We start from the raw sequence: 23,951 nt of genomic DNA on the forward strand, positions 1-23,951 counted from the left end.
TACAAGAAATGTCACTTTTTCTTCAAAAATCACATTTTCCTAATAAAATCACAAACTTAACCAACCCGCATTTCAAAAACATACACCCAAACGCAACTTTATTACCAAACAACTCTCACCGCCACACTTACCCACAGACTTACCCACAGCACCCAATCCATCCCCCACATAAACAACAGGAATCAATACCCAAAATCAGACGAAAAAGAGACAACACAAGAACCCATAGAGGCAAATTCTCAGACTCAGACATTAGCAAACGATTCTTATCGTGACTTGGAAACTGCTCGCTTGTTCATGCGCGGCAGCCGCAACGCCAAAAGAAAGATAATGACTGCCAGATAGATCAGGGGTTCAAACTGAAACCCTTTTACAAGCATCACAAAATGCAGCCCACCTAGCAGCGCCACAACATACGTCAGCTTGTGCAGACGCCGCCAGCGCGGACCCAGCCGCCGCACCGAATACCCATTGGATGTAAGAGCCAAGGGAATCATCATCAGAAACGCCCCCATCCCGATCGTGATATAGGGGCGCTTGAGAATATCGGCCCAGACCTGAGACAGTATCTGTACGTCTAAAACCAACCAGACCAAAAGATGTGCCAGCACATAGAAAAAGGTCAGCACCCCAATTGCCCGACGAAACTTGAGTAGATTCAGGCCGACGTATTTTCGCAGAGGCGTGATCGCCAGCCCCGCCACCAATAACTGAAGCGCGGCCTCGCCCATCGCGTGCTCGAGCGCCTTAACAGGGTCCACACCCAGCCCACCAGTCAACCCGAGCCAGAACAACCATATGGGATAGAGCGCCCCCAAGGGGTAAATCGGCCAAGCAGGCAATCGTCGCATCAGCCGATTGGCGTGGTCGGTCAGATTTTGGGCCCTGATATCAAGCACAACAATTGTCGCCTTGCTGAACAGGGGGACACGCCACCGTTCCATACGAACAAAAGACGCAACAGTCGCCTGACTTGGGTCTCAGAACAATATGACAGTTCGGACATTCCAAAAACCACTGACACGTTTCAGTCGGCATTTGAAATGTCTCGGCATGGCCGCACTCTGGACATGTCAGAACTGATTCCAAGACCACCATTAGAAGTGTTTGCTGAGATCCATGCCCGCATACAGCTTGCCGACATCTCCCTCGTACCCATTCATCATAAGAGTTGGTTTGCGTTTGGCAAACAGCCCCCCGCCGATCGTGCGCTCTGACGCTTGTGACCAGCGCGGATGGTCCACCTGCGGGTTCACATTACTGTAGAACCCATATTCACGCGCGCCCGCCTTGTTCCAGCTTGTCGGCGGCTGCGTATCTGTGACGGTGATGCGCACAATAGATTTGATCGACTTAAAGCCGTATTTCCACGGGACAACCAAACGGATAGGAGCGCCATTTTGATTTGGGATGGGCTTTCCATAAATCCCTGTCGCCATAATCGTCAGAGGGTGCATGGCTTCATCCAAGCGCAGCCCCTCAACATAGGGCCACTCTAGAATTGGGTAATTCTGTCCACGCATTTCTTCCGGCCGGTGAAGCGTCTCAAAGGCCACGTATTTCGCATCACCCTTAAGGCCAGCCATTTGCAACAGGTCGGCCAATTCAAACCCATTCCACGGAACAACCATGGACCATGCTTCGACACAGCGGAACCGATAGATCCGTTCTTCGGTGGTCATCTTGGCCAAGATATCACCCAAGGCATAGGTTCCCGGGCGCTCGACCAGACCATCAATCTGAATGCTCCACGGATCAGTTGTCAAAGCGCGGGCATAGGTTGCAGGATCAGTCTTGTCGGTGCCGAACTCGTAGAAGTTATTGTAAGACGTGATCGTGTCCCACGTGTCTGGCTTCAAATCACCTGCTGCCAAGGCCGGAATCGCAGCACCACCCGCTAGGCCAATGCTGGCCAAACCAGCGATGATCTGCCTGCGATTAAGATAGTGTTCCTCGGGTGTGACATCCGCAGAGGTCAAAGTATTCTTCCAGCGCTTGGCCATCTTGTGCTCCTGTCATGGGTTCGATGTCAGAATTAGCCAGTGCAGATGCCCGTGCCAAAGCACAAAGTCTCACGAAGGCGTGGTTGTATTGTAACTTGGGTGAATTTTGTTCATCGGCACCGACCGCCCATTGGGTTGCACGATCCGTACATGGCGACGTCTCATCAGGCGCGGTTCGCTTACACCCACCGAATGGGCAATCGTTTCGACCTCTTTGATGATCGACTTGGCGTAATTTGCGACACGCTTGTATTTGCGATCCACCACGAGGCCTTTTTGGAACCGTGGATCATGCGTCGTGATGCCCGTGGGACAGGTGTTTTTGTTACATTTAAGCGCCTGAATGCATCCCAAGCTAAACATAAACCCGCGTGCCGAGGTGATAAAGTCCGCGCCTGCCGCCAAAGCCCACGCAATATCACCTGGATTCACCAGCTTTCCGCTGGCAATTACACGAATGCGATCCTTGAACCCGAACTCGTCTCGCAGATCCACAACCAAGGGAAGCGCCTCTCGCACTGGCATCCCGACCAGATCAATCAGGGGCATCGGCGCCGCACCCGTTCCGCCCTCGCCACCATCAATCGTGATAAAGTCGGGTGCAGCATCGGACCCACGGCGTTTGATTGTTTCGAAAAAGTTGCGGAATGTATCTTCTGCGCCAACAACTGTTTTGATGCCGACGGGTTTTCCGGTCACCTCGCGGATGCGCACAATCATATCGAGCAGGTGGTCGAAATTGTCGATCTCGCGATGACGGTTCGGTGAAATCCCGTCTTGCCCGACCTTCAGGCCACGAATGGCGGCGATTTCTTCTGTGACCTTTTCACCAGGCAAAATCCCCCCTTTGCCAGGCTTGGCGCCTTGGGCCATCTTGATTTCAAACATGCGAATGGTTTCGTGCGCCGCGATGGCTCTGAGTTTGTCATCACACAATCCCCCATGCTCGTCACGCACCCCAAACTTGGCCGTTCCAATCTGATAGACAAGATCGCACCCCCCCTCGAGATGAAAGGGCGATACGCCCCCTTCCCCGGTGTTCAGCCAAACACCAGCTTCCTTGGCCCCTTTACTCAGGGCCTGAACTGCGGGTTTCGAAATCGCGCCATAGCTCATCCCAGAGATATTAAAGATGGATGGCGCAATGAACGGTTGGCGCGCCGATGGCCCAATCTGCAGCGGTTCAGAGCTGGCAAACTGATCATCCAGCGGCGGAAACGGGTCATTTACAAAAATGGGAGTGCCCACCACGCTCAGATTGCGCGTTGATCCAAACGCAACCGTGTTTCCCTTGCCGTCGCCGGAACGCGTGACCCAGTCTCGCTGTGCTCGATTAAAAGGAAGCTCTTCGCGATCCATCGCAAAGAAGTACTGACGAAAAAACTCTCCCAGTTCACTAAAGATATGTCGAAACCGCCCGATCAAAGGATAGTTCCGGCGGATGGCGTCTTCGGTCTGAAAACGGTCGATGATGAACAGCACAATTGAAATCGCAAACACGACACCAAGGATAACAAGAAACACCAATCCAAGAATTTGTGCGATGTCGAAATCTGCATCCATAGACATATTCATATGTATCATCCTAATCTGTTGACCTGCATCAATGCCGTTCCATGGGCTGGCCTTACAGTGCGATGTCACCGACTGTGTCGCAAGTCACGAATACCCAAATTTTTCGGGAGGAAAAGTTATGAGAAAGTTTTTGTTGGCCTTGGGGCTTGTCGCATGCGCGAGCATCGCATCCGCAAATGACACCGCCGTTACATATACCGTTGACCAGGACTATGATGACGTAACCTTTGGCCTTGAAAGTGCCATCACGGACAAGGGGCTGGTGATTGACGCGGTGAACCACGTCAGCGAGATGCTGGAACGCACAAAGGAAGACGTCGGAGGCACTCAGACCGTATTCCTCAAGGCCGAGGTTTTTAGCTTTTGTTCGGCCACACTGTCGCGCAAGGTTATGGAAGCAGACCCGATGAACCTGCAGTTTTGCCCCTACGGAATCTTCGTGATGCAAACACCCGACGCACCGGATCAAACCACGATCGGATACCGCATTTTGCCCGAAGGCCCAATGAAAGAGGTTCAAGCCCTTTTGGATGATATTGTACAAGAAGCCATAAACTAAACCAGCCTGCCCGCCCTATATCGCGCGCTATGGAAACAGCAGTTTAGACCTCGTCCATTGACCACGTTGCCATCAACGCAACCATGGCATGCGACGACGGCGTTTTGACATCATTCAACACCAAATGGGAAAAATAGCTCTGAATGCCGATACCTGCCCCGAGCAGCGCTTCCATCAACGCCTGATAATCTGGCACATCCCGCGTGATTACTTGGAGAAGGTAATCAACCTGCCCCCCAATTGACCAACATCCGATGACATTCGGGATGTCTTGAATATGATGTTCGAATGCTTGCTCGGTCGCGGGCTTTTGGTCCACCAAACCAATCGTGACAAACATGGTGACGCTATTAAAGGCTCTGCCCAACTGCACGGCGGCATGATGGCCGGAAATAACGCCGGCCTGCTCCAACTTCTGGACCCGTTGCCAACACGGTGTCGCAGACAGGTTCACCCTGCGCGCAAGCTGCGCATTTGACACCCTGCCCTCTTGTGACAGGATCGATAGAATTTGAATATCTCGCGCATCCAATCGAAGCATTATTCTCTCTCGGCGGTCTGCAATGTGATTGTGCCCTAGATCTGATCCGCAAAGAGCACATTCAGATCGACACTTTGGGATTTGACGTTTTTGGTGACAACATGGGCACTGTATTTCTCGATATGCCCGTTGCGCTCAAGAAATCCGCTCAGGAAATCTTTGTATGCCTCCATTCCTGCAACCACGACTTCCAGAATATAATCAAAACCGCCCCCCACGGCGACGCACCTAACGACATGCGCAGATTTCTGGATGTCAGTCTCAAACTTTATGAAGTCATCCGCCCGATGGGTTTTGAGCGTGACCAGAACCATAAAGTTGATTGTTCCAGGTAATTTCTCAAGGGCGATCTCTCCAAGGTAGCGCCGGATATAGCCACGCGCCTCAAGCTTTTTGACCCGCTCCCAACACGCAGCAGGAGAAAGCCCAACACGCTCTGCCAATTGCACATTAGAAATACGCGCCTCATTCTGGAGTACCGACAACACGTTCAAGTCGCGTTTATCCAACTCTTTTTGCATGTCACATTCCGCCCTGAGCCAACACATATGCGCCCGAAGAACCCGCGCCGTACCAAGTGTTATCAACGCCAAATGGATTTGCAAATTCCAGAGCAGACAATTGACCAAAGAATATTCGGTATTGGCCCAATAATGCAGTCGTTTCATCTATCGGATGCGATGCATTCAAGAACTATCACAGGCCGCTTTACGCTAAAACTATCTCAGCAAGGAAATGGTGCATCACGCACCAACGCACCTTCCCCTCAAATACCATGCATCCGGCCCACACCGGAGACACGACAGCGGAGAACACTTTGATGAAAAACGATCAGCTTGATCAATGGGATCGCGAGAATTTTTTCCACCCCTCGACCCATCTCGCCAAACATGCGCGCGGCGAAACGCCTGCACGTGTCGTTACGGGCGGTTCGGGTGTCTATATTGAAGATCGCGACGGCACCAAGCTGTTGGATGCATTTGCGGGGCTTTACTGCGTCAACGTAGGGTACGGACGCACCGAGATCGCGGATGCCATTGCCGCCCAAGCTCATGAACTGGCCTATTACCATTCATATGTGGGCACTGGAACCGAGGCATCGATCACGCTTGCTAAAATGGTGATCGATCGCGCACCTGCCAACATGTCCAAGGTCTATTTTGGCCTTGGCGGGTCCGATGCCAACGAAACCAATGTGAAGCTGCTTTGGTACTATAATAACGTTCTGGGGCGCCCTGAGAAAAAGAAGATCATTTCACGGTGGCGGGGCTACCATGGATCGGGGCTCGTGACTGGATCCCTTACCGGGCTAGAGCTGTTCCATAAAAAATTCGACCTGCCCTTGGCGCAGGTGGTCCATACCCAAGCCCCCTATTACTTCCGCCGCGACGATCTTGATATGTCAGAGGCCGACTTTGTACAGGATTGTGTCGACAAGCTTCAGGCGCTGATCGCCCGCGAGGGTCCAGATACAATTGCGGGTTTCATCGGGGAACCGGTGCTGGGCACTGGCGGTATTGTTCCTCCACCCCAAGGATATTGGGACGCCATTCAAGCCGTTCTCAAAGAACATGATATCTTGTTGATCGCGGATGAAGTCGTCACAGGGTTTGGCCGCACAGGGTCAATGATGGGATCGACCCATTATGGCATGGAACCTGATATTATCACGATCGCCAAAGGCCTGACCTCTGCCTATGCGCCGCTCTCGGGGTCGATCGTGTCGGATAAGGTTTGGCGCGTCCTAGAGCAGGGCACCGACGAATTTGGCCCGATTGGACATGGCTGGACTTATTCTGCCCATCCGATTGGCGCTGCTGCGGGTGTTGCAAACCTCAAGTTGATTGATGATTTGAACCTGATCGAGAACAACGTTTCAACGGGGGGCTATTTACGCCAACGTCTGAACGAGGAACTCGGGGACCACCCGAATGTGGGGGATATTCGCGGTGTCGGCATGCTTGCGGCCATCGAGTTCGTAGAGAAAAAAGACGGTCGCCAGTTTTTCGACCCCAAAACCGCGGTGGGGCCTGCAGTTGCCACGGGACTTGCCAGTCGCGGTGTCATAGGTCGCGCCATGCCCCAAGGCGACATTTTGGGATTTGCGCCGCCATTCTGCCTCAGCAAAGATGAAGCAGATATCATTGCAAGCGCCACTGGCGCGGCCGTGCGCGACGTCTTTGCCTAAGACAGCATTTGCATGGGCCTCAGAAGTAAACCGGGGCCCATGCAGAATGCGCGCGCAAGCGCGCTATTGCAGTTGCAAGATGTCGGGCACGCAAAGCTTGCGTTTGTCAGGCATCGTCGACGCACCATCTTTCCGCCGCACACGCTTTGGGCCATCTTTGACTTTGACCTTTGGCTTTGCCAGTGCCCCCGCCAAAGAAAACGGCCACGGGCTGCGAGACAACGGTTTCCCGATCCGTCTGGGCTGTCCATGTATATCAAGCGTCTTACCCTTGAGGTCGACATGCCCGTATACGACAACCTGCACGTGGTCGGTTTCCACCACAGTTTCCTTGGTCGACACCTGCCCGTTCGACACATGAAGCGGCATCCGCGCACAAATGATGGGCGCTGTCGGGCCCCGATCTTTGGTAAACAGCCAGGGTAAAATTCCCAAACCGGCCAAATCCAATAGCTGCGTATCAATTGTTCCATTGCGCATTGATACCAAGGCAGAGCCATTCATCGTTCCGACAAAATCTTTCACTGTTGCGTGGCTGCCCGACACATCAAAATTGGCGTTCAATATCCCGCTGGCGCCTTTCTTAAACTTGATCGCATGCATGATTTTGCCAAAATCCCAGCCGCCCGTTGCTCCAGAGATCGAAATTGTGTCTGGGTTTTTCTCAAGGTCCATCTCGGCGCTTACGTTGAAAAACCCGCCACCGTATTCAAATTCGACCGGGCCAAGCCGAGCTGTATCGCCCTTTAACTCAAAATTGCTCTTAAGGCTGGTGGTGCCCTTGTCACCTTCGATTTTACGCAGGTCAATTCCAACTTCCATGTCCATACCGGACAACAAAATTGCCTGCCCCAAGGGCTGCAGTGTCACATTTCGGATGGGGCCAGTTGGCGTCGGAGGATCATTTGACTGCTCCTCTTCACTTTGCGCTTCCGCAGCTTGTTCCGTTTTGTTCAACTTACCGAACTGGATGGCAACGGCGGCGATGTCACGCAGGTGATTTACTCGGATGACATCGCTCTCAATTGCCCCGCGCACCACAGATTCGGGGTCGTCCAAATCAAGATCTGCGTGAATACCCAAAGACGAAGTATCTACGCCAATATTGGCTTTTGCCTGCCATGATGTGCCTTGGCTTTGGATACTTGTGGTCAATTTGACTTCACCAGTGTCAATCGGTTCGAGATCAAGTGCCGACAACAAGGCAGCCCCGGATGGTACATCAGCCGCAATATTCAATTCAATGTCGGCAAATTTCAACGCGTTCTTGACCGATCCGTCGACTTTCAAGTGCCACAAATCCGTCTCGCTCGAGGCGACATCCAGATCATTGATACCCAAAGCTTCGAGGTTTCCCTTAACCGTGAAACCTCCGGTGATGCTTCCGAGTGCTGCAGATGTTTGGAATTTTTCCGGTGCCAAAAGGCTAGCCGCAGGCAAGTCGACTGTGGCGTGCCCGTTTACCCCGTCAAGCTGCAGCACATCTTCGACAGAGGCTTCGAGAACCAAAAAATGTTTTTCGGGTGGCCCAATGCGCAGCACAACGGCCCCTAAGCGCAGTAATCCATCTGGTGTCCGCGAGATCTCGGCGACCGAGATCGGTGGGGGACCTTCGCCCTCGGTATCCAAGGTAAAGCCATTCGTTTCAATGACCATGGCACGCTGGGGGATTCCACCCGGATTCGCCATCAACTTCATATCAACCGCAACCAGCTTAAGATCGCGGCGCTGAAGAGCCGCCGCAGGGCGGTTATCATCGGGATAAAGCTCGATGCGTGTGTCGATCGACATATCCGTCGGATCGCCCAGCTTTCCCATATCTCCGGTCACTTCAACACTTTGTCCGGTGTCAAGTTCCGCGCTAACATTTAGATCAGTAATAAAGGTCCCCTCGGAACCTGCCTTCAGGGTCGCGCTGACATATCCCTTGCCCGAGACTGTTTTGTTCAATTTCAGCACATCCAACAGTTGCCCCAACTCAACGACGTCAAGCGTCACCCCAGCAGTGACGTCGCCTGCCTCAAGCGTGCCTTCAACCGCGACGTTAATCTGGCCAAAGTCCATCGACAGCTTATACGGATCGGATTTTGGGAAAGTGCCGTTCAACGTGAAGGCCTCGCCGTTCAATGCCCCTTGCCCGCTTAACACAACGGGCGCTGTCCGAGACTCTTGACTTAAGGCCGTCGTTGCCAGCTCCAGCGACAAATCCAACCCGTTCCGGGCATCAAGATAGGTGACGCCTGTGTTTGTGAAGCCAAAGCGATGCCCTGCCAGAATGTTTGCCAGATCTGCGGTTGTGGTCTTGCCTTGATCAGATGATCCTTGCTTGGTTCGGTGCCATGAAGATGTGCCATCATCGGCAACGATTAACGAAATTTCGCTCTGATCGACACTCAGGTCCAACAAATCCAAGTGACCTTTGAGCAAATCCATAAGATCGACATCAAAATCCAGCTGCCCGATCGACGCCAACGTTTCTTGGGGCATCGCTTGGCTTGGCAAAACGACATCTTCAGCGCGGACATGTAAAACCGGACCTAGGTCGATTGCGACACCGCCTTGAATTTCGACGATCTGCCCGCCCAAGACATTGGTCAGCATGCGTGCCGTGAGGTGACCGCGTGCGGATGCCAGAATTGACGACGACAGCAGCAACCAAACAAGGACAATACTTCCCATCAATAGACAAAGAGCCGAAATCAATATTCGCTTAAGCCAAAGTCGCATGGAAATCTCCGCTGGATTGAGTGGCCCAAAATTGGCCCCTTAGCAACACAGCTAGCACACCCAGAAATGCGAAACTAGATTTACTCCAGCTCAACCAAGAAACGACCAAGACTCAGCAACACTGCAAACGAAAACGCCGCCCCAAAGGGCTGGCGCATTCTGGGTTTTGGGACACAAAAGCAACGCCTGTCGAGTAATCGCTCGGCAGGCATTTGATTTTCAACAAACTTTTCGACTATTGAACGCCATGCCGTTCGGGAGAAAAGTCCCGGAGACACACAATTTAGAAAAATTCTGATGAGGCTTTGGTTTTGGGGACTTTGGCCAATATCAGCACTGCCTGCCGGAGGCCCACTTGACGAAACGAAACAGAATGAAAGGCTGTGTCGTGGTGAAATCTGTGCCCAATCTATCTCTTTCTCAAATATACCCCGATTTGGGAAAGACAATCAACCTCAACTGCTGCGGTGATCCAGATTGCGGTAACTACGGCGTTGCTCCTGATTTCATGTATCAGTCCTTCGTAGGTAGAAACGCCCAAGCAAGAAAACAAACGGCTTATGCGGTCAACCAATCAGTGGCCAAAGGACTTGGTAAATACACCATTACGGGTGACAAGAAAGCACAGGTCGTTTCAACCGCTCTGGAATATGCGAGTTCTCCTCGTCAATGGGAGGATGGCAAGTCCTTGCTTTGCCATCACCAGCGAGGAAACCGCGATTGCAACGTTTCTTTCAGCGTTTTATCCAACACGCATTTTGACGAAGAATATGACCGACTGACCACTCAGAATGGCATCCTTGAGGGACCTGTTTGCGGACATTGCGGAGCAAGATACCTGGAGCGGACGGAAGAGTTCATTTTCAACGGCACACATGGCAAGATCCCCGCCGGGAGAAATGGTCGAAAGGCAAAGCCTTCGGGATTTCGTGTCATTCATAAGCCCTGCAAAGGCAAACCTGGCGCCTGCTTTTCAGTGTCGCTTGACCATCAACAACAAGACAAGATGCATGATAACGTCAGGCTACTTAGAGCTCTGGTCAACGGTGCGAGCATAACAGCGCTGCGCCGCCTTCTTGCGGACCCGGACACCGGAAAGAAATGTGGTGTCGAGCGTGTTTATAATCGGATATTCTGGCTTGAGAAAACTCTTCTTGCCTTCGAGCGAGCCAAATTGAAAGAATGGCGTGAGAATAGCGAGGCTAAGGGTGGCCACGCACATATGCGTATCGCACATGATGACGTCGTCATCAGCGTGAATTGGGAAACAAGTGCAGACCGTCGCTTAACTCCACTACAATGCTCCGTTAGTGCCAATATCGACACTGGCTATGTTTTCCGCATCGACGCAAATTTCGATACAACTGTCGACCCTGCTCGAACAGTCCAAGATCAATATCTCGACAATCAGCTGAACCCGATCAATGTTCGGCGATCTTATTCAAAGAAATCTGGCCACACGTTTACGACACCTTCAATGCACTTCCAAAGGCCAACAGGCCGCTTTGAGGAAGCCTCCCTTTTTGCCAGTGCTGAGAACCATTGGCGTGTTTTCAGTCAACGTATTGAAAAGGCGTATAAGGCCCAGGATGTAGCGCAGCTTCCAAGGGATGCATTAGTTGAAATTTCCAATGCTGAGAAGCATCGCAAAGTCATCGACCTTCTGCGCCACCGATATTTCAGCTTTCAGGATGCTGACCGTGACTCTCGCGGAAGCTTCAATGGTGCTGTGGTTAAGGCGACCTATACCAAAGCCGCCCACTTATCATACCTGCGCGACCTACTGCCAGCGAAGCGTCTTACGATTGTCGGTGAACAAGAAGCATCAATGGGCCGGGTGGTTCCACATGTTTTCCAAGATTGGATCAATGAAGATCGTTTTGAATGGCACGTCATGAGTTTTGACAAGAACGCGAGTGATCCGGAGAATTCTCGTAGAGAAAAGCGATATAAGAGGTGGTCCTGCTTTTTAGACCAGTTTACAGCCGACTTAAGATGGATCTGGGTTTCAATTAGGCTGCTAATTTCATCGGTTCTGTTTTGTTTTCATAGGCCTCATTTGGCGTCAATACCCCGTGGGTGGAATGTGGACGCTCAGAGTTGTAGTACGTCAGCCATTTTCCGATCCCCGCACGCATTTCTGAACCCGTCTCAAAGGCATTCAAATAGACGCATTCATACTTCAGGGACCGCCAGAGTCTTTCGATCATACGGTTGTCGCGCCAAGCACCTTTGCCGTCCATGCTGATCTTGATTTTTGCATCCATCAGCACGTCGATCCACGCGCCGCTGGTGAATTGGCTACCCTGGTCACTATTGAAGATTTCTGGCGTGCCGTGGTTGGCCAAAGCCTCTTTCAGGGCCTCGACGCAGAAGTCCGCATCCATGCTGTTTGACAGCCGCCACGCCAACACCTTTCGGCTGTACCAATCCATGATCGCCACCAAGTACAGAAAGCCACGTCGCATAGGAATGTACGTAATATCTGCGCACCAGACTTGGTTCGGGCGGTCGATGATCGCGTTTCTAAGCAGATATGGCCAGATCTTGTGCTGCGGGTGCTTCTTGCTGGTGTTGGGTTCCTGATAGATCGGGACCAAACGCATAAGGCGCATCAAGCGCCGGACACGATGGCGACCACACCGGTGATTATTGCGCTTCATGTAACGCGCCATCTGACGCGACCCATACCAAGGCGTTTCGAGGAACTGTTTATCAATTATTTCCATGAAACACAGGTTCTCAGCGCTTTCGCCGACAGGCTGATAGTAAAGCCGTGATCGCGACAACTGCAACAGTTCGCACTGTTTACGCATGCTTAACTTATGGTCTCGGATCACCATTTTTTGCCTCGCGTCCCGAGTAACTGATGCGAGGCTTCGGCTAAAAAATCCCGTTCCACGACCAACCGGCCAATCTTCGAATGCAGCTTGTCCACATCTGCGGCGCTGACCTGCTCAGGAGCCGCACCACGTCGCGTAAAGGCTGTTGCCATGTTTTCTATCGCTGCCCGCTTCCAGGTTCCGATTTGCGTGGGATGCACACCGTACTTCTTGGACAGCTCCGCCAGCGTCAGCTCCTCGCGGATTGCTTCAAGAGCAACCTTCGCTTTGAACTCAGGCGAATGGTTCTTTCGTTTCTTCATTTTGGATCGTCACTTTCATCATGCGATCCACCTTAGCGGCTGGTCCAAATTTTCGCGACCACCTCTATAAAGTAGCTTTTGAAGCCTACAAAACAAGCGCACTCACGTCGACGCAGACACAACAGCGTGATTATCAGCACCTAATTCAGTTTTGCGCCCACACGATGACCCCAGAAGTGAAGAAAGATTCAGATAACGTCATCACTCCATCTCCAATTAGGAACTTTCTTTCGTCCCAATTCCCGCAGCTTTGGGTTAAGTCTGGCGTCGAAATTCACGGCGAGACACGTAAGGTTGTCGGCTTTCCAGTCATTCGAAAGGAATACCGGAGAAAGCTAAAAACCAGTTCTTTTGACGTGATGCCCACGGATCCAGATCTTTGCGAGGCTCTCGCTCGTCGGTATCTCAAGGCAACGATTCATCCGGTCTCATCATTTATGAACTCCATTCGCGAGCGCGTGAACCCAACGAAACGTGCGGGTGGTCGATCTGCTCGGAATGGCCCGAGTTACATTAACGGAGCAACATTCAACCCTGCAGTTTTGGTGGCTTTTTTGAACATCTACCGCATTTACTTCAATTGGTTTGAGGAGCGCCCTTATTCGAGCGCGTCTGCGCGTTCATCAAATTCCGCCGAAGTTTCCGAAGGGCAGCAGTCGATCCGTCGTCCCGGCTCAAAACAGAAAGTGAAAGTCCCCAAAATGCGCAAAGTGGCTCCGAAACAAAGCACACCAGCGCTAAGGCTGGGTGTTGACACACGCTCGATTCATTCGACGACGCGAGCCACTCCAGATCCACGACGCATTTTGTATCGTCCTTGGCTGTATCACGGGACGCCACTCTGGAAAAAGTTTGAAAGCAGGTGAGATTGTGTGCCGCAGATACAAAGAAGTGCGCACAATAACTCAAAAGCCATTTACACCTTGAAATAACCGCAACTGAACTTTTGGCTGTGTGGCCTTGGCCGCTTTCAAAATTTACTCATTTCAGGAAACTTTATGGATCCGATTTTAATTTTAGTATTGCTTTGGCTGCTCCGCTCCCCCGTTTTTTTGGCGTTGTGGATGATGGCAAAAAAACAGCTGAAAAAACCAACTCCGAATTGGAACTGAAGAACGATGAACTCGCGAAGTTGAAGAACTACCAGCCGAGATATAATCGCAGGTGTAGGGTCGGGAAAAACTTTGCACTTGGAGCATAACTTTGCACTCAGGCAGACTGCGTTATCCAATTAGAACGTGCGTGCTTGTAGTGACTTTTGGCTGCTTGAATGGGGTTTCTAATAGATGGATATAGCTGGCCGCCTACGGTGCAGTTTGGGCGGAGAACCGTCATTCGCCCCAAACCGCGCCAATGTCTTATATCAAGTAGGGTGCGCTCTGATCTGCCTCCGAAGATGATCCAGAAACTGGCCAACCCGGCGGGGTTGGAAGGCTCTGTTGGGGTAGACGGCAAAGATGCCGACTTGCGGGAATTGCCCCGTGAGATGGATTGGCCGAAGTTGCTCGGTTGCCACCAGATCCGCCGCCATGATGTCGGGCAGCAGACCAATCCCCATCCCGCGCACCAGCGCTTCGCGGTAGGTGTGGGTTTGGTTCATGACAATTTTCCATGGCTGGTGCAGCTTTTGCAGCCCCTTTTCTGTCATGAGCGGCCAGCTGTCACCAAAGCGCGAACCGCCAAAGACAAGGCAGCGATGATCGTCCAGATCTTCCACGGTTTCAGGAACTCCATGTGCTTTTAGATAAGCCGGCGCAGCAAACAGCGTGAGGCTGGTTTCGGCCAGTTTGCTGACAATCAGGCTGCTGTCTTCCAGCTTGATCGCAAGACGAATGGCCAGATCCATCCCGGAGCTGACAAAATCGGTTTGCTCATTCTCAAAACCAAGATCGAACAGAACCTCGGGATGCAGCACCTGAAAGCTCTGCACTGCGTCCAGAAGCATCGGCACGCCGATACCTTCCGGCGCAGCCACTCGGATCACCCCGGTTAGTTTCGTCCCTTCTTGCGTCGCCACATCCTGTTCCAGCGCCTCCAGCTGTTCGAGCATGGATTTGCAGCCTTGGTAATATCGGGTTCCCGCCTCGGTCACCTCCATCGACCGCGTGGTGCGGTTGATCAGGCGCAGATCAAGCAGAGCTTCAAGATCGGCCACGTGACGCCCCACAATAGCCGGTGTCACGTTTAGGTCATTGGCGGCGCGGGCAAAGCTGCCCAGTTCAACCACACGGGCAAACACGGCCATTTTTTTCAACTTATCCATTCGATACCTTTTATATCATATGAATTGATATATGCGCCGATTATTTTTATTTCCATAAATAGTATCTTGTCTCCTGCGAAAAGGAGGCACCTGCCATGAAACGCATTTTGACGGCCATCGCCGCAACCATGACCATCGCCGGCACCGCTTACGCGGCTGATGATGAGATGAAACCAGTCATGACCGAACTGAAAGACGGGATCTATCAGTTTTACATGGCCCATTACTCCAGCCTGGTCGTGATCACCGACGAAGGTGTGCTTGTTGTCGACCCGAACCACGAGTTCCGCGCCGAGGCCATGCGCGCCGAGATTGCCAAGCTGACCGATCAGCCGGTTGTCAAGGTGCTCTACTCGCACGACCATTTCGATCACTCCCGCGGGGGGCAGGTCTTCAAGGTCGAGGGGGCCGAATTCATCGCCCATGAGGGCTGCGTCGAACTGATGAGCCGCGACTTGGAAGGCCGGGTTGTTGTGCCTGACGTCACCTATTCCGACACCCACCGCATCGAGCTGGGCAACAAGGTTGTCGAGATGAGACACTTCGGCTCAAGCGACGGCCAGTGCCAGAGCGTGATCCACATGCCCGAAGACAAGGTGTTGATGGGCGTTGACTGGCACCTGCCACGCTATCTGGTGTCTGACGGCCGCCTGAACACCTATGACTATATCGGCGCGCTGAACACCCTGCGCCGGGTCAGTGCCGAGCTGGACTATGACACAGTGATCTCCGGTCACCTGCCCGCCTCTTCGCCGGAGCTTCTGGCCGAAGAACTGGCCTTTGTCGAGGCGCTGTATGCGGCTGTCTGGGGTGGCCTGCAGAACGGCAAGACGGTGGAAGAGTTGAAACAGACGGTCAAGCTGCCCGAATTCAGCGCCTGGCTGTTCTACGAAGAAAACCTGCCCGCACATGTCGAACGCATGGCCTATGCCATCTGGCACGGCCACTGAGACCTTGGGCCGGGCTGCCTGTCAGCCCGGCCTACCGGTTCTCGGCAGCACTTACCTGTATGGACGGAGTTGAGGAAGCCCTGGCAGAAGCCGGTCGCTAACCGGTTTGCACCGACCCTGACGGCAGCGGTCGCACCGAGATCCAGGGAAAGATTCTTGATAAACTCTCTACCAAACTCGGACTGTAGTAACCCTGTGACCACGGCTGTTTCTGTTGCGGAAGGCGGCAGAAACAGTCTTCGGTCATGCCGTTCAACCTTCTTCAAAACAGCCCAAGACGACCCGTGGTGCGCATGAGCTTCGAAGTTGCGCCCCGTTCTCTTCTTTACCTCTGGACCCCTGCAATGAATCTCTATGTTTTCGAAACCTGCCCCTACTGCGTCCGCACCCGTGTCATGGCCGGGCTGAAAGGGCTCTCGCCCGAGATCGTCCATGTCGAACCGGGGAAGATCCCCGAGGAACTGAAAGGTCGGATCGACAGGTTGACCGTCCCGATCCTGGTGGATGGCGAGACGCTGATCCAAGACAGCACCGAGATCATTCGCCGTTTTGACAAGATTGGTGCACCGATCTTGTCCTCTTATGATCCAAGTGGCGACCTTGAGGACTGGCGCGCCACCTTCGCCGCAGCTCTGAATGCGCTCTGTTATCCGCGCATGCCGCATCTGGGCGTGCCAGAACTCGCATCGCCCCAGTCCAAGGCGTTTTTTGGCCAGATGATGCCGGAACGGATTGGCATGTCATTTCCCGATGCCCTTGCAAAAACTACAGAGCTTGTGCGCGAAGTCGAGGCCGCCTTGCCCGGGGCCGAGCCCTATTTGTCTGGTGACACCATCAGCTTTGACACGCTGGCCGCACTTGCGGACTTGCAGAGCCTCACCATGGTGGCAGAGATCGACTTCCCGGTGCAGATTTCCATCCCCTTCACACAGCTGATGGTCCGCGCTGGCATCCCACCTTTCCAAGCCGTTGCTGCATAACCCCCATTTTTGAAAGCGCGAACAATGACCCGTAATACGCTTGCCCTAATTGTTGTCTTCTCGCTGATCCCGCTGGGACCGCTTGCAATCGACATTTACCTGCCTTCGATGCCCGAGATGCAAACCGCTTTTGGCGCAAGCGAGGCCGAGATGCGCCTGACGATCCCGTTTTACGTCTATGCACTGGGGGTCGCGCAGTTGTTTGGCGGTCCGGTGTCAGACCGTTGGGGGCGGCTTGCCTCGGCAACGCTGGGGCTTGGGGCTTATGTGGCAGGCAGTGTGGCCGCCGCCTTTGCGCCAGATCTGGTCTGGCTTTATGCCGCACGAATACTGCAAGGGCTTGGCGCGTCTTTCACCATGGTGACCGCCTTTGCCTGGGTGCGCGACAACTTCGAGGGCGACGAGGCCGGGAAGTGGCTGAGCTATATGAGCGGCCTGACCGGATCTGTCCCGATGATCGCACCAGTCATCGGCGGCGTATTGGCAGGGATCTGGGGGTGGCAGGCATCATTTGTCATGATGGCATTGGCCGTTGCGATCATCCTTGCGTTGGCGCCATTTACATTGCGCAGCGACCGGAGCACCGTCACTGACACGGCGATTGATGCAGAACGGTTAACCTGCAACCTGCGCAGCCTCATGAGCAACCGTCCTTTCCTGGTCTACAGCCTCGCCAATACCACAACCTTTGGCGCTCTGATGGCCTATGTGTCGATTGCGCCCGAGGTGGCAATGACACGAGGCGGAATGGACGAGATGACGTTCGCCTTTACGCTGGGCGGCATTGGTCTGTTGCAAATGGTCTTCAGCTTTGCAGCCCCCGTTGTTGTTGCGCGGATCGGCGCACGCAGGACCGTCCTGACCGGATTGGCAATGTCTGTGGCAAGCGGCGCAGGACTGCTGTTTGTCAACGAGACTGCCACCGCCGCCTTCTTTGCCCTCGCGGCTCTGGGCAGCGGCGGGTTCAGCCTGATGATTGGCATCTCAACCGGCCTGACCCTGCAACCGTTTCCCCATTGCGCTGGATTGGCCGCATCGGTAGGTGGGTTCCTGCGCATGTTCGGAGGGGCGTTGGTCGCAACTATCGTTGGGTTGACCGACCTCACTGGCCCCCAAATGCTCGCATTGGCCCTCTTGGTGTCGATGCTCCCGATGGTGTTGATACTGTTTAGCACGGGTCTTAGGATAGTAGTTTCCGACGCCTTAAAATGAGAAGCGGATCTTGGCTGGTCCAACAAATGAAGGGCCCCAGCAAAAAAAATGCTGAAGCCCAAATTGTGTCCCAAAATCCGGAATGCGCCACCAAAGGGCGGCGCCAATCTGTTTTTCAATGTCAGCTTAATGCACAACGGCATCATCTGGCTTTGAGCGTTCAGAAGTGCCCACGCGGTCCCCAATGATCAGACCTTCGGCTCCCGCTGTGATTGGCACAAGATCACCATCTTTGATGTCGCCAGACAAGAGCCCCTCTGCCAACGGGTTTTGCAGAGCCCGCTGGATAACACGGTTCAAAGGCCGCGCACCGAACACTGGGTCATACCCCTCATCCGCCAACCAAGTCTTGGCACCCTCATCCAATTCCAGAATGATTTTGCGGCTGGCAAGACGTTTGCGCAATTGCCCCAACTGAATCTCGACGATCCCATCCATATCTGCCCGCGCCAGGCGATCAAAAATAATGGTCTCATCCAACCGGTTCAAGAACTCTGGACGGAAGTGTGCCCGCACCGCATCCATCACATCGCGGCGCGCATCTCCTGCATCCGCCCCTTCCGGGAGCATCGACAAAGCCTGCGCCCCAAGGTTGGACGTCAGAATGATCAGCGTTTGTTTGAAATCTACGGTCCGGCCCTGACCATCTGTCAGCACGCCATCATCAAGGACCTGCAACAAGACGTTAAACACATCTGGATGCGCTTTTTCGACTTCGTCAAACAAGATGACCTGATACGGGCGGCGACGCACCGCTTCGGTCAACACGCCACCTTCGTCATATCCGACATATCCGGGAGGTGCCCCAATCAGACGCGCAACCGAATGTTTTTCCATGAACTCAGACATATCGATCCGAACCATCGCGTTTTCATCATCAAACAAGAACTCGGCGACAGCCTTGGTCAGTTCGGTTTTCCCAACACCCGTTGGCCCAAGGAACAGGAACGATCCCAAGGGGCGGCTCTCGTCATTTAGACCAGCACGCGCACGCCGCACCGCATTAGACACGGCTGTCACCGCACTGTTCTGGCCGATGACACGTGCATGAAGATCATCTTCCATGCGCAACAGCTTGTCGCGTTCACCCTCAAGCATTTTGGACGTCGGAATGCCAGTCCAGCGCTCGACAACAAGCGCGATCTGTTCAGGACGGACCGCTTCTTCTGCGGCTTTGTCTGATCCGGTTTCTTCAGCGAGTTCCAACTGTTTTTCCAGCTCTGGGATTACGCCGTAAGACAGTTCCCCAGCCTTGGCCAAATTGCCTTCGCGCTTGGCGATGTCAAGTTCAGCACGGGCTGTATCCAGCCGTTCTTTTAGGTCTCGCGCGGATGCCAGCTTGTCACGGCCAGCCTGCCACTGCGCTGTCATCTCTGACGAACGTTCTTGCAAATCGGCCAGATCTTTCTCAAGCGTTTCAAGGCGATCTTTGGACGCCACATCATCTTCCAAACGCAAGGCCTCGGCCTCAATCTGCATTTGCAAAATTTGACGATCAAGCTGATCAAGGTCTTCTGGCTTAGAGTCGACTTCCATGCGCAAACGCGATGCGGCTTCGTCTACCAGATCGATAGCTTTGTCTGGCAGAAAGCGATCCGTGATGTATCGGTTCGACAAGGTTGATGCCGCGACAAGCGCGCTGTCTGATATGCGCACACCATGGTGCAGCTCATATTTTTCCTTGATGCCACGCAAGATCGAAATGGTGTCTTCGACAGTTGGTTCTTCGACGACAATGGGCTGAAACCGCCGCGCAAGGGCCGCATCTTTTTCAACGTATTTACGGTACTCATCCAGCGTGGTCGCCCCGATGCAATGCAACTCGCCACGCGCGAGCGCAGGTTTGATGAGATTTGCAGCATCCATCGCGCCATCGGACTTTCCGGCACCCACAAGTGTGTGCATTTCATCGATAAACAAAACGATTTCACCGGCAGCTTCGGTCACTTCAGTCAAAACCGCTTTCAGTCGTTCTTCGAACTCACCACGATATTTGGCGCCTGCAATCAACGCGCCCATATCCAACGCCAACAGTTTTTTGTTGCGCAAAGATTCTGGTACGTCTCCATTGATGATCCGCAAGGCCAAGCCTTCGGCAATCGCAGTTTTACCAACACCGGGTTCACCAATCAAAACCGGATTGTTCTTGGTGCGGCGCGACAGAACCTGCATTGCGCGGCGAATTTCCTCGTCGCGGCCAATGATAGGGTCGATTTTTCCCTGCTCGGCTGCGTCGGTCAGGTCGTGCGCATATTTCTTGAGGGCATCATAGCCATCCTCGGCGCTTGCCGTATCGGCAGTGCGCCCCTTGCGAATGTCATTGATCGCCTCATTGAGCGACTGTGCGGACACACCGGCAGATTGCAGTACCTCTTTGGCTTTAGATTTGACCATGACTAGCGCCATCAAAATGCGCTCGACCGGTACAAAGCTATCGCCAGCTTTCTTGGCGATTGTTTCAGATTCTGCCAGTACTTTGGCCGTTGCCGAGTCAAGATACACTTGACCAGCATCACCACTCACTTGTGGAATCTTCGAAACCGCCAACTCTACGGCCTCGCGCACCTGTTCGGACGCGCCCCCCGAACGGGTGATCAAATTGGCTGCAAGCCCCTGATCATCGTCCATCAATGCTTTTAGAATGTGTTCTGGGGCCAAACGCTGATGGCCTTCCCGTGTAGCGATTGTCTGCGCAGCTTGAATAAAACCGCGAGACCGCTCCGTGAACTTACCTAGGTCCATGGTTACTCTCCTTTTTTACAAGCGCCCAATAAATATTGTGGTGCCCGCTTGGCGGCACACCCTTGGTCTGGGCCTCGATAGAAATGTGGCAATTGCGCAGGCGTCATTCAAGATCACCACATCACAAAAGCCAGATTTCAGCGTAAAAATTTCGGCCAATTTCCGACATTACAAGACGCGGTTGGAACTGGACAAGTCACGCCATTGCGGAAACACTCTTATCTATGACATCCCTTGCTGACATACGCGCCAGATCGAATTGGCGCGACATCTTTGAAGGTCAACTGCAACATCTGGGTTTCACTATCTTACTTGCTGCGGGTGCCGGTGCCTTGCTTGTTCAAGACAGTGAAAGTGCGCGCCTATTTGGCCTAAGTTCTCGATATTGGGCATTGCTCTCGATGGGTCTTGCAATCCTGCACCAATGGCTTGTCGCCGCGGTGTTTCGACTGGAACTTCACCGCAACTTGGTCAGCCGCGTCTTTCGGGGCCGCGACCTTCAAGTATGGACAGCGATATTTTTGCCGTTGCTGATTGCGCGCCCCATTACGTTGCTTTTCACTGGATGGGCCGAGAGCCCGCCTATCGGGGGCCCATGGTGGGCACGCTTGATCGTTGGCATTGTATTCATCGGCATTTCGATTTGGACCCTTCATTCTGTTCTGATCCATTTTACCATTCGTCGAGCCGTCGGAGGTGATCATTTCCGCGACGAGATCGCACAAATGCCATTGGTGACCCAAGGTGCCTTTCGATGGACCAACAATGCCATGTACGGGCTGGCTTTTTTGGGGCTCTGGGGCATTGCTCTGCTTTGCAATTCTTGGAACGCGCTTGTGCTCGCACTCTTTCAACACTGCTATATCTGGGTTCACATGTATTGCACTGAAAAGCCGGACATGGACTGGATATACGGCGATCGCTGAGGCTTGCGGCTCTTTCGTTGCACGGGTAGACAGCACTCGCCCTTATTGCCGGAGAATAACATGACCTCTGATGACCGCCTGATCGTCGCCCTTGATGTACCCAACGCATTAGAAGGCCTGAAACTGGCCGAGACGATCTCGGACGCTGCGTCGTTCTATAAGATCGGATTGGGAATGCTGACGGGTGGCGGGCTAGCCTTGGCCAATGAGCTTAAACAAGAGCATGGCAAGCGCATTTTTCTGGACATGAAGCTGTTTGATATCGGCGCAACTGTCGAAAACGCGGTGCGTGGCTTGGCTCAGTTTGATCTGGATTTTCTGACCGTACACGGCGACCCGTATGTTGTGCGCGCCGCCAAAGAAGGTGCTGCGGGAAAAGACTTGAAAATTCTGGCGGTGACGATTTTGACGTCCTTGGATCGTGCCGATCTGGATGGCGCCTTGATAAAAGACGGCGCGATCAAAGATTTGGTACAGGAACGCGCAGGCAAAGCCTTTGACGCGGGTGCAGACGGCGTGATTGCATCCCCGCAAGAGGCCGCTCTGATCCGTGCGTTGCCGGAATCAAAAGGGCGTTTGATCGTAACCCCCGGTGTACGCCCAACGGGTGCGGCCCTTGGTGATCAAAAACGCGTCGCAACGCCGGCCCAAGCGATCAAAGACGGTGCCGATCATATCGTGGTCGGTCGCCCGATTTGGCAAGCCGCCCAACCCAGAGCCGCCGCACAAGCGATTCAGTCGGAACTCGCAAATCTGTAACGAGAATCACCGGCCCGCGTACATCGTGGACGTCTCCGCAAGACCTGCATGAATTGCCTATGCACGACTGTGTCGTGTTCTGTTAAGATGTCAGGATCAATCCTGCCGTATTTCTTGAGGTCACATGCCTGCATTTTGCCGAGATTGCCTGACCCTCCAGCCGCCGCAGACCCGAAGATGTGTCAAATGTGGCCGGATGCGTATTGCGGAACATCCCGAGCTGTTTGATCTGTCGATCGCACACATGGATTGCGATTCTTTCTATGCCAGTGTGGAAAAACGCGACAATCCCGACCTGAAAGACAAACCCGTCATTATTGGCGGGGGGCGGCGCGGCGTTGTCTCCACGGCATGTTACGTCGCGCGCATTCGTGGTGTGAAATCTGCGATGCCAATGTTCCAAGCACTGAAGCTTTGCCCAGACGGGGTGGTGATCAAGCCGCGTATGTCTGTCTATAGCGACATCTCGCGCAGCATCCGCCAAATGATGGACGAGCTTACGCCAGACGTAGAGCCGTTGTCGTTGGACGAAGCCTTTATGGACTTATCCGGCACACAAAAACTGCACGGCGTCGCGCCTGCCGTCATGTTGGCGCGGCTGGTCAAACGCATGAAGGACGAACTGGGGCTGACAGGATCTATCGGACTAAGCCACAACAAATTCCTCGCCAAGGTTGCTTCGGATCTCGAGAAACCCAGAGGGTTTTCTGTCATTGGCCAAGCCGAAACCGCCACGTTCCTGCGCGACAAACCTGTACGATTAATCTGGGGGATTGGACCCGCGGCACAGGTTTCACTGGAAAATGCCGGCATTCGAAGCTTTGCAGATTTGCTGAGATGGGACGAGTCAGACTTGAGCGCACGATTTGGAACCATGGGGCACAGGCTATGGTATCTTGCGCGGGGCTTGGATCATCGCCCCGTCTCGTCCCGCACGCCGATCAAAAGCATCAGCAATGAAACTACGTTTTACGAAGACACAAACGATGCGCACATTCTCGATGGGCATCTATGGCGCATGTCCGAAAAGGTCTCGGCGCGCGCCAAGGCATCGCGCAAAGCAGGGCGCGTCGTCACCCTTAAGCTAAAACGAGCCAACCACACCTTGATCTCGCGACGCCTTGCGCTGCGCGACGCGACGCAAATGGCTGATACCATTTATTCCGTGGCTCTGGGGTTATTCAATCAAGTGGGCAAACAAGGCCCCTATCGGCTCCTTGGCGTTGGTTTGGCAGATTTGGTCCCAGAAGACGCTGCCGATCTGTCAGCTGACATGCTCGACCCGAAGGCTGCTCAACGACGACAAGCCGAGCGCGCGACAGATGCAATCCGCGCCAGATTCGGCGAAGACGCGATTCGCAAGGGCCGCGCGATGCAGTAG

General features: G+C 53.5%; 19 protein-coding genes. 9 read left to right on the forward strand and 10 right to left on the reverse strand.

The features are described from left to right. Positions 1-266 precede the first annotated feature (266 nt). The 4 genes from msrQ to FAP39_RS12465 all read right to left on the reverse strand — a co-directional run bounded on the left by msrQ (position 267) and on the right by FAP39_RS12465 (position 3,572). Positions 267-851: a protein-methionine-sulfoxide reductase heme-binding subunit MsrQ gene (gene msrQ / locus FAP39_RS12450; protein ID WP_246059133.1), complete on the reverse strand. Its 585-nt coding sequence runs from the start codon at positions 849-851 to the stop codon at positions 267-269. 40 nt (positions 852-891) lie between these two features. Beyond that, a complete protein-coding gene (locus tag FAP39_RS17790; protein WP_138016732.1) occupies positions 892-1,098 on the reverse strand; it encodes a GDCCVxC domain-containing (seleno)protein in 207 nt (68 codons plus the stop codon). Further along, positions 1,098-2,003 (reverse strand): protein-methionine-sulfoxide reductase catalytic subunit MsrP, encoded by a 906-nt coding sequence (gene msrP, locus FAP39_RS12460; protein ID WP_138016733.1) that lies wholly within the window; start codon positions 2,001-2,003, stop codon positions 1,098-1,100. The genes FAP39_RS17790 and msrP overlap by 1 nt, the downstream gene beginning before the upstream one ends. A 69-nt stretch (positions 2,004-2,072) precedes the next feature. Next, entirely contained in the window at positions 2,073-3,572 is a 1,500-nt protein-coding gene (locus tag FAP39_RS12465) for an FMN-binding glutamate synthase family protein (RefSeq protein WP_171006848.1), read from the reverse strand. Positions 3,573-3,696: 124 nt separating this feature from the next. On the opposite strand from FAP39_RS12465, the gene FAP39_RS12470 reads away from it, so the two are divergent. Then, positions 3,697-4,137, forward strand: a complete 441-nt coding sequence (locus FAP39_RS12470) for a DUF302 domain-containing protein (protein WP_138016734.1) — start codon at positions 3,697-3,699, stop codon at positions 4,135-4,137. A gap of 43 nt (positions 4,138-4,180) precedes the next feature. On the opposite strand, the gene FAP39_RS12475 is transcribed toward FAP39_RS12470, so the two are convergent. Together FAP39_RS12475 and FAP39_RS12480 are read right to left on the reverse strand one after the other, a co-directional pair. Beyond that, positions 4,181-4,678 (reverse strand): Lrp/AsnC family transcriptional regulator, encoded by a 498-nt coding sequence (locus FAP39_RS12475; protein WP_138016735.1) that lies wholly within the window; start codon positions 4,676-4,678, stop codon positions 4,181-4,183. A 35-nt stretch (positions 4,679-4,713) separates the two neighbouring features. Continuing rightward, positions 4,714-5,199, reverse strand: coding sequence for an Lrp/AsnC family transcriptional regulator (locus tag FAP39_RS12480; protein ID WP_171006846.1), 486 nt, complete (start codon positions 5,197-5,199; stop codon positions 4,714-4,716). A gap of 296 nt (positions 5,200-5,495) precedes the next feature. Here FAP39_RS12480 and FAP39_RS12485 point away from each other — a divergent pair, with 296 nt between their 5' ends. Beyond that, complete coding sequence (locus FAP39_RS12485) at positions 5,496-6,866, forward strand: aspartate aminotransferase family protein (protein ID WP_138016737.1); 1,371 nt, start codon at positions 5,496-5,498, stop codon at positions 6,864-6,866. A gap of 63 nt (positions 6,867-6,929) precedes the next feature. Here the strand turns inward: FAP39_RS12485 and FAP39_RS12490 are convergent, their stop codons facing one another. Further along, a complete protein-coding gene (locus FAP39_RS12490) occupies positions 6,930-9,593 on the reverse strand; it encodes an AsmA family protein (protein ID WP_138016738.1) in 2,664 nt (887 codons plus the stop codon). 2,012 nt (positions 9,594-11,605) lie between these two features. Then, positions 11,606-12,738 (reverse strand): IS3 family transposase gene (locus tag FAP39_RS12500; RefSeq protein ID WP_246059129.1). Its coding sequence is split into 2 segments (ribosomal slippage): positions 11,606-12,459 and positions 12,459-12,738, totalling 1,134 coding nucleotides; the frame shifts between segments, so codons are not numbered across the junction. Between the two features lie 20 nt (positions 12,739-12,758). Here FAP39_RS12500 and FAP39_RS12505 point away from each other — a divergent pair. Continuing rightward, positions 12,759-13,604 carry a hypothetical protein gene (locus FAP39_RS12505; RefSeq protein ID WP_212743424.1) on the forward strand — a complete coding sequence of 282 codons (846 nt, stop codon included), beginning with the start codon at positions 12,759-12,761 and terminating at the stop codon, positions 13,602-13,604. 497 nt (positions 13,605-14,101) lie between these two features. Here FAP39_RS12505 and FAP39_RS12510 read toward each other — a convergent pair whose 3' ends face one another. Then, positions 14,102-15,001: a LysR family transcriptional regulator gene (locus FAP39_RS12510; RefSeq protein ID WP_138016740.1), complete on the reverse strand. Its 900-nt coding sequence runs from the start codon at positions 14,999-15,001 to the stop codon at positions 14,102-14,104. A gap of 95 nt (positions 15,002-15,096) precedes the next feature. Here FAP39_RS12510 and FAP39_RS12515 point away from each other — a divergent pair, with 95 nt between their 5' ends. The 3 genes from FAP39_RS12515 (at position 15,097) to FAP39_RS12525 (ending at position 18,143) form a co-directional block, all read left to right on the forward strand. Then, complete coding sequence (locus tag FAP39_RS12515) at positions 15,097-15,951, forward strand: MBL fold metallo-hydrolase (RefSeq protein WP_138016741.1); 855 nt, start codon at positions 15,097-15,099, stop codon at positions 15,949-15,951. Positions 15,952-16,295: 344 nt separating this feature from the next. Beyond that, positions 16,296-16,931 (forward strand): glutathione S-transferase N-terminal domain-containing protein, encoded by a 636-nt coding sequence (locus tag FAP39_RS12520; protein ID WP_171006847.1) that lies wholly within the window; start codon positions 16,296-16,298, stop codon positions 16,929-16,931. 24 nt (positions 16,932-16,955) lie between these two features. After that, positions 16,956-18,143, forward strand: a complete 1,188-nt coding sequence (locus FAP39_RS12525) for an MFS transporter (RefSeq protein ID WP_138016743.1) — start codon at positions 16,956-16,958, stop codon at positions 18,141-18,143. Between the two features lie 126 nt (positions 18,144-18,269). On the opposite strand, the gene clpB is transcribed toward FAP39_RS12525, so the two are convergent. Next, positions 18,270-20,885 carry an ATP-dependent chaperone ClpB gene (gene clpB / locus FAP39_RS12530; RefSeq protein ID WP_138016744.1) on the reverse strand — a complete coding sequence of 872 codons (2,616 nt, stop codon included), beginning with the start codon at positions 20,883-20,885 and terminating at the stop codon, positions 18,270-18,272. 224 nt (positions 20,886-21,109) lie between these two features. Here clpB and FAP39_RS12535 point away from each other — a divergent pair, with 224 nt between their 5' ends. The 3 genes from FAP39_RS12535 (at position 21,110) to FAP39_RS12545 (ending at position 23,951) form a co-directional block, all read left to right on the forward strand. Then, positions 21,110-21,811 (forward strand): PEMT/PEM2 family methyltransferase, encoded by a 702-nt coding sequence (locus FAP39_RS12535; protein WP_138016745.1) that lies wholly within the window; start codon positions 21,110-21,112, stop codon positions 21,809-21,811. 60 nt (positions 21,812-21,871) lie between these two features. After that, entirely contained in the window at positions 21,872-22,570 is a 699-nt protein-coding gene (pyrF, locus tag FAP39_RS12540) for an orotidine-5'-phosphate decarboxylase (protein WP_138016746.1), read from the forward strand. A 124-nt stretch (positions 22,571-22,694) separates the two neighbouring features. Beyond that, positions 22,695-23,951, forward strand: a complete 1,257-nt coding sequence (locus FAP39_RS12545) for a DNA polymerase IV (RefSeq protein ID WP_138016747.1) — start codon at positions 22,695-22,697, stop codon at positions 23,949-23,951.

The organism is Shimia litoralis, assembly GCF_005518135.1.
In the GTDB taxonomy this organism is placed as follows: Bacteria; Pseudomonadota; Alphaproteobacteria; order Rhodobacterales; family Rhodobacteraceae; genus Shimia_E; species Shimia_E litoralis.

Bases quoted from the DNA above. Each gene is read 5' to 3' on its own strand.
- FAP39_RS12480 (WP_171006846.1), bottom strand. From the start codon at position 5,199: ATGCAAAAAGAGTTGGATAAACGCGACTTGAACGTGTTGTCGGTACTC.
- FAP39_RS12490 (WP_138016738.1), bottom strand. From the start codon at position 9,593: ATGCGACTTTGGCTTAAGCGAATATTGATTTCGGCTCTTTGTCTATTG.
- FAP39_RS12525 (WP_138016743.1), top strand. From the start codon at position 16,956: ATGACCCGTAATACGCTTGCCCTAATTGTTGTCTTCTCGCTGATCCCG.
- FAP39_RS12515 (WP_138016741.1), top strand. From the start codon at position 15,097: ATGAAACGCATTTTGACGGCCATCGCCGCAACCATGACCATCGCCGGC.
- pyrF (WP_138016746.1), top strand. From the start codon at position 21,872: ATGACCTCTGATGACCGCCTGATCGTCGCCCTTGATGTACCCAACGCA.
- FAP39_RS17790 (WP_138016732.1), bottom strand. From the start codon at position 1,098: ATGGTGGTCTTGGAATCAGTTCTGACATGTCCAGAGTGCGGCCATGCC.
- msrQ (WP_246059133.1), bottom strand. From the start codon at position 851: ATGCGACGATTGCCTGCTTGGCCGATTTACCCCTTGGGGGCGCTCTAT.
- FAP39_RS12470 (WP_138016734.1), top strand. From the start codon at position 3,697: ATGAGAAAGTTTTTGTTGGCCTTGGGGCTTGTCGCATGCGCGAGCATC.
- FAP39_RS12505 (WP_212743424.1), top strand. From the start codon at position 12,759: ATGCGATCCACCTTAGCGGCTGGTCCAAATTTTCGCGACCACCTCTAT.
- FAP39_RS12535 (WP_138016745.1), top strand. From the start codon at position 21,110: ATGACATCCCTTGCTGACATACGCGCCAGATCGAATTGGCGCGACATC.
- FAP39_RS12465 (WP_171006848.1), bottom strand. From the start codon at position 3,572: ATGTCTATGGATGCAGATTTCGACATCGCACAAATTCTTGGATTGGTG.
- FAP39_RS12545 (WP_138016747.1), top strand. From the start codon at position 22,695: ATGCCTGCATTTTGCCGAGATTGCCTGACCCTCCAGCCGCCGCAGACC.
- msrP (WP_138016733.1), bottom strand. From the start codon at position 2,003: ATGGCCAAGCGCTGGAAGAATACTTTGACCTCTGCGGATGTCACACCC.
- FAP39_RS12520 (WP_171006847.1), top strand. From the start codon at position 16,296: ATGAATCTCTATGTTTTCGAAACCTGCCCCTACTGCGTCCGCACCCGT.
- clpB (WP_138016744.1), bottom strand. From the start codon at position 20,885: ATGGACCTAGGTAAGTTCACGGAGCGGTCTCGCGGTTTTATTCAAGCT.
- FAP39_RS12475 (WP_138016735.1), bottom strand. From the start codon at position 4,678: ATGCTTCGATTGGATGCGCGAGATATTCAAATTCTATCGATCCTGTCA.
- FAP39_RS12510 (WP_138016740.1), bottom strand. From the start codon at position 15,001: ATGGATAAGTTGAAAAAAATGGCCGTGTTTGCCCGTGTGGTTGAACTG.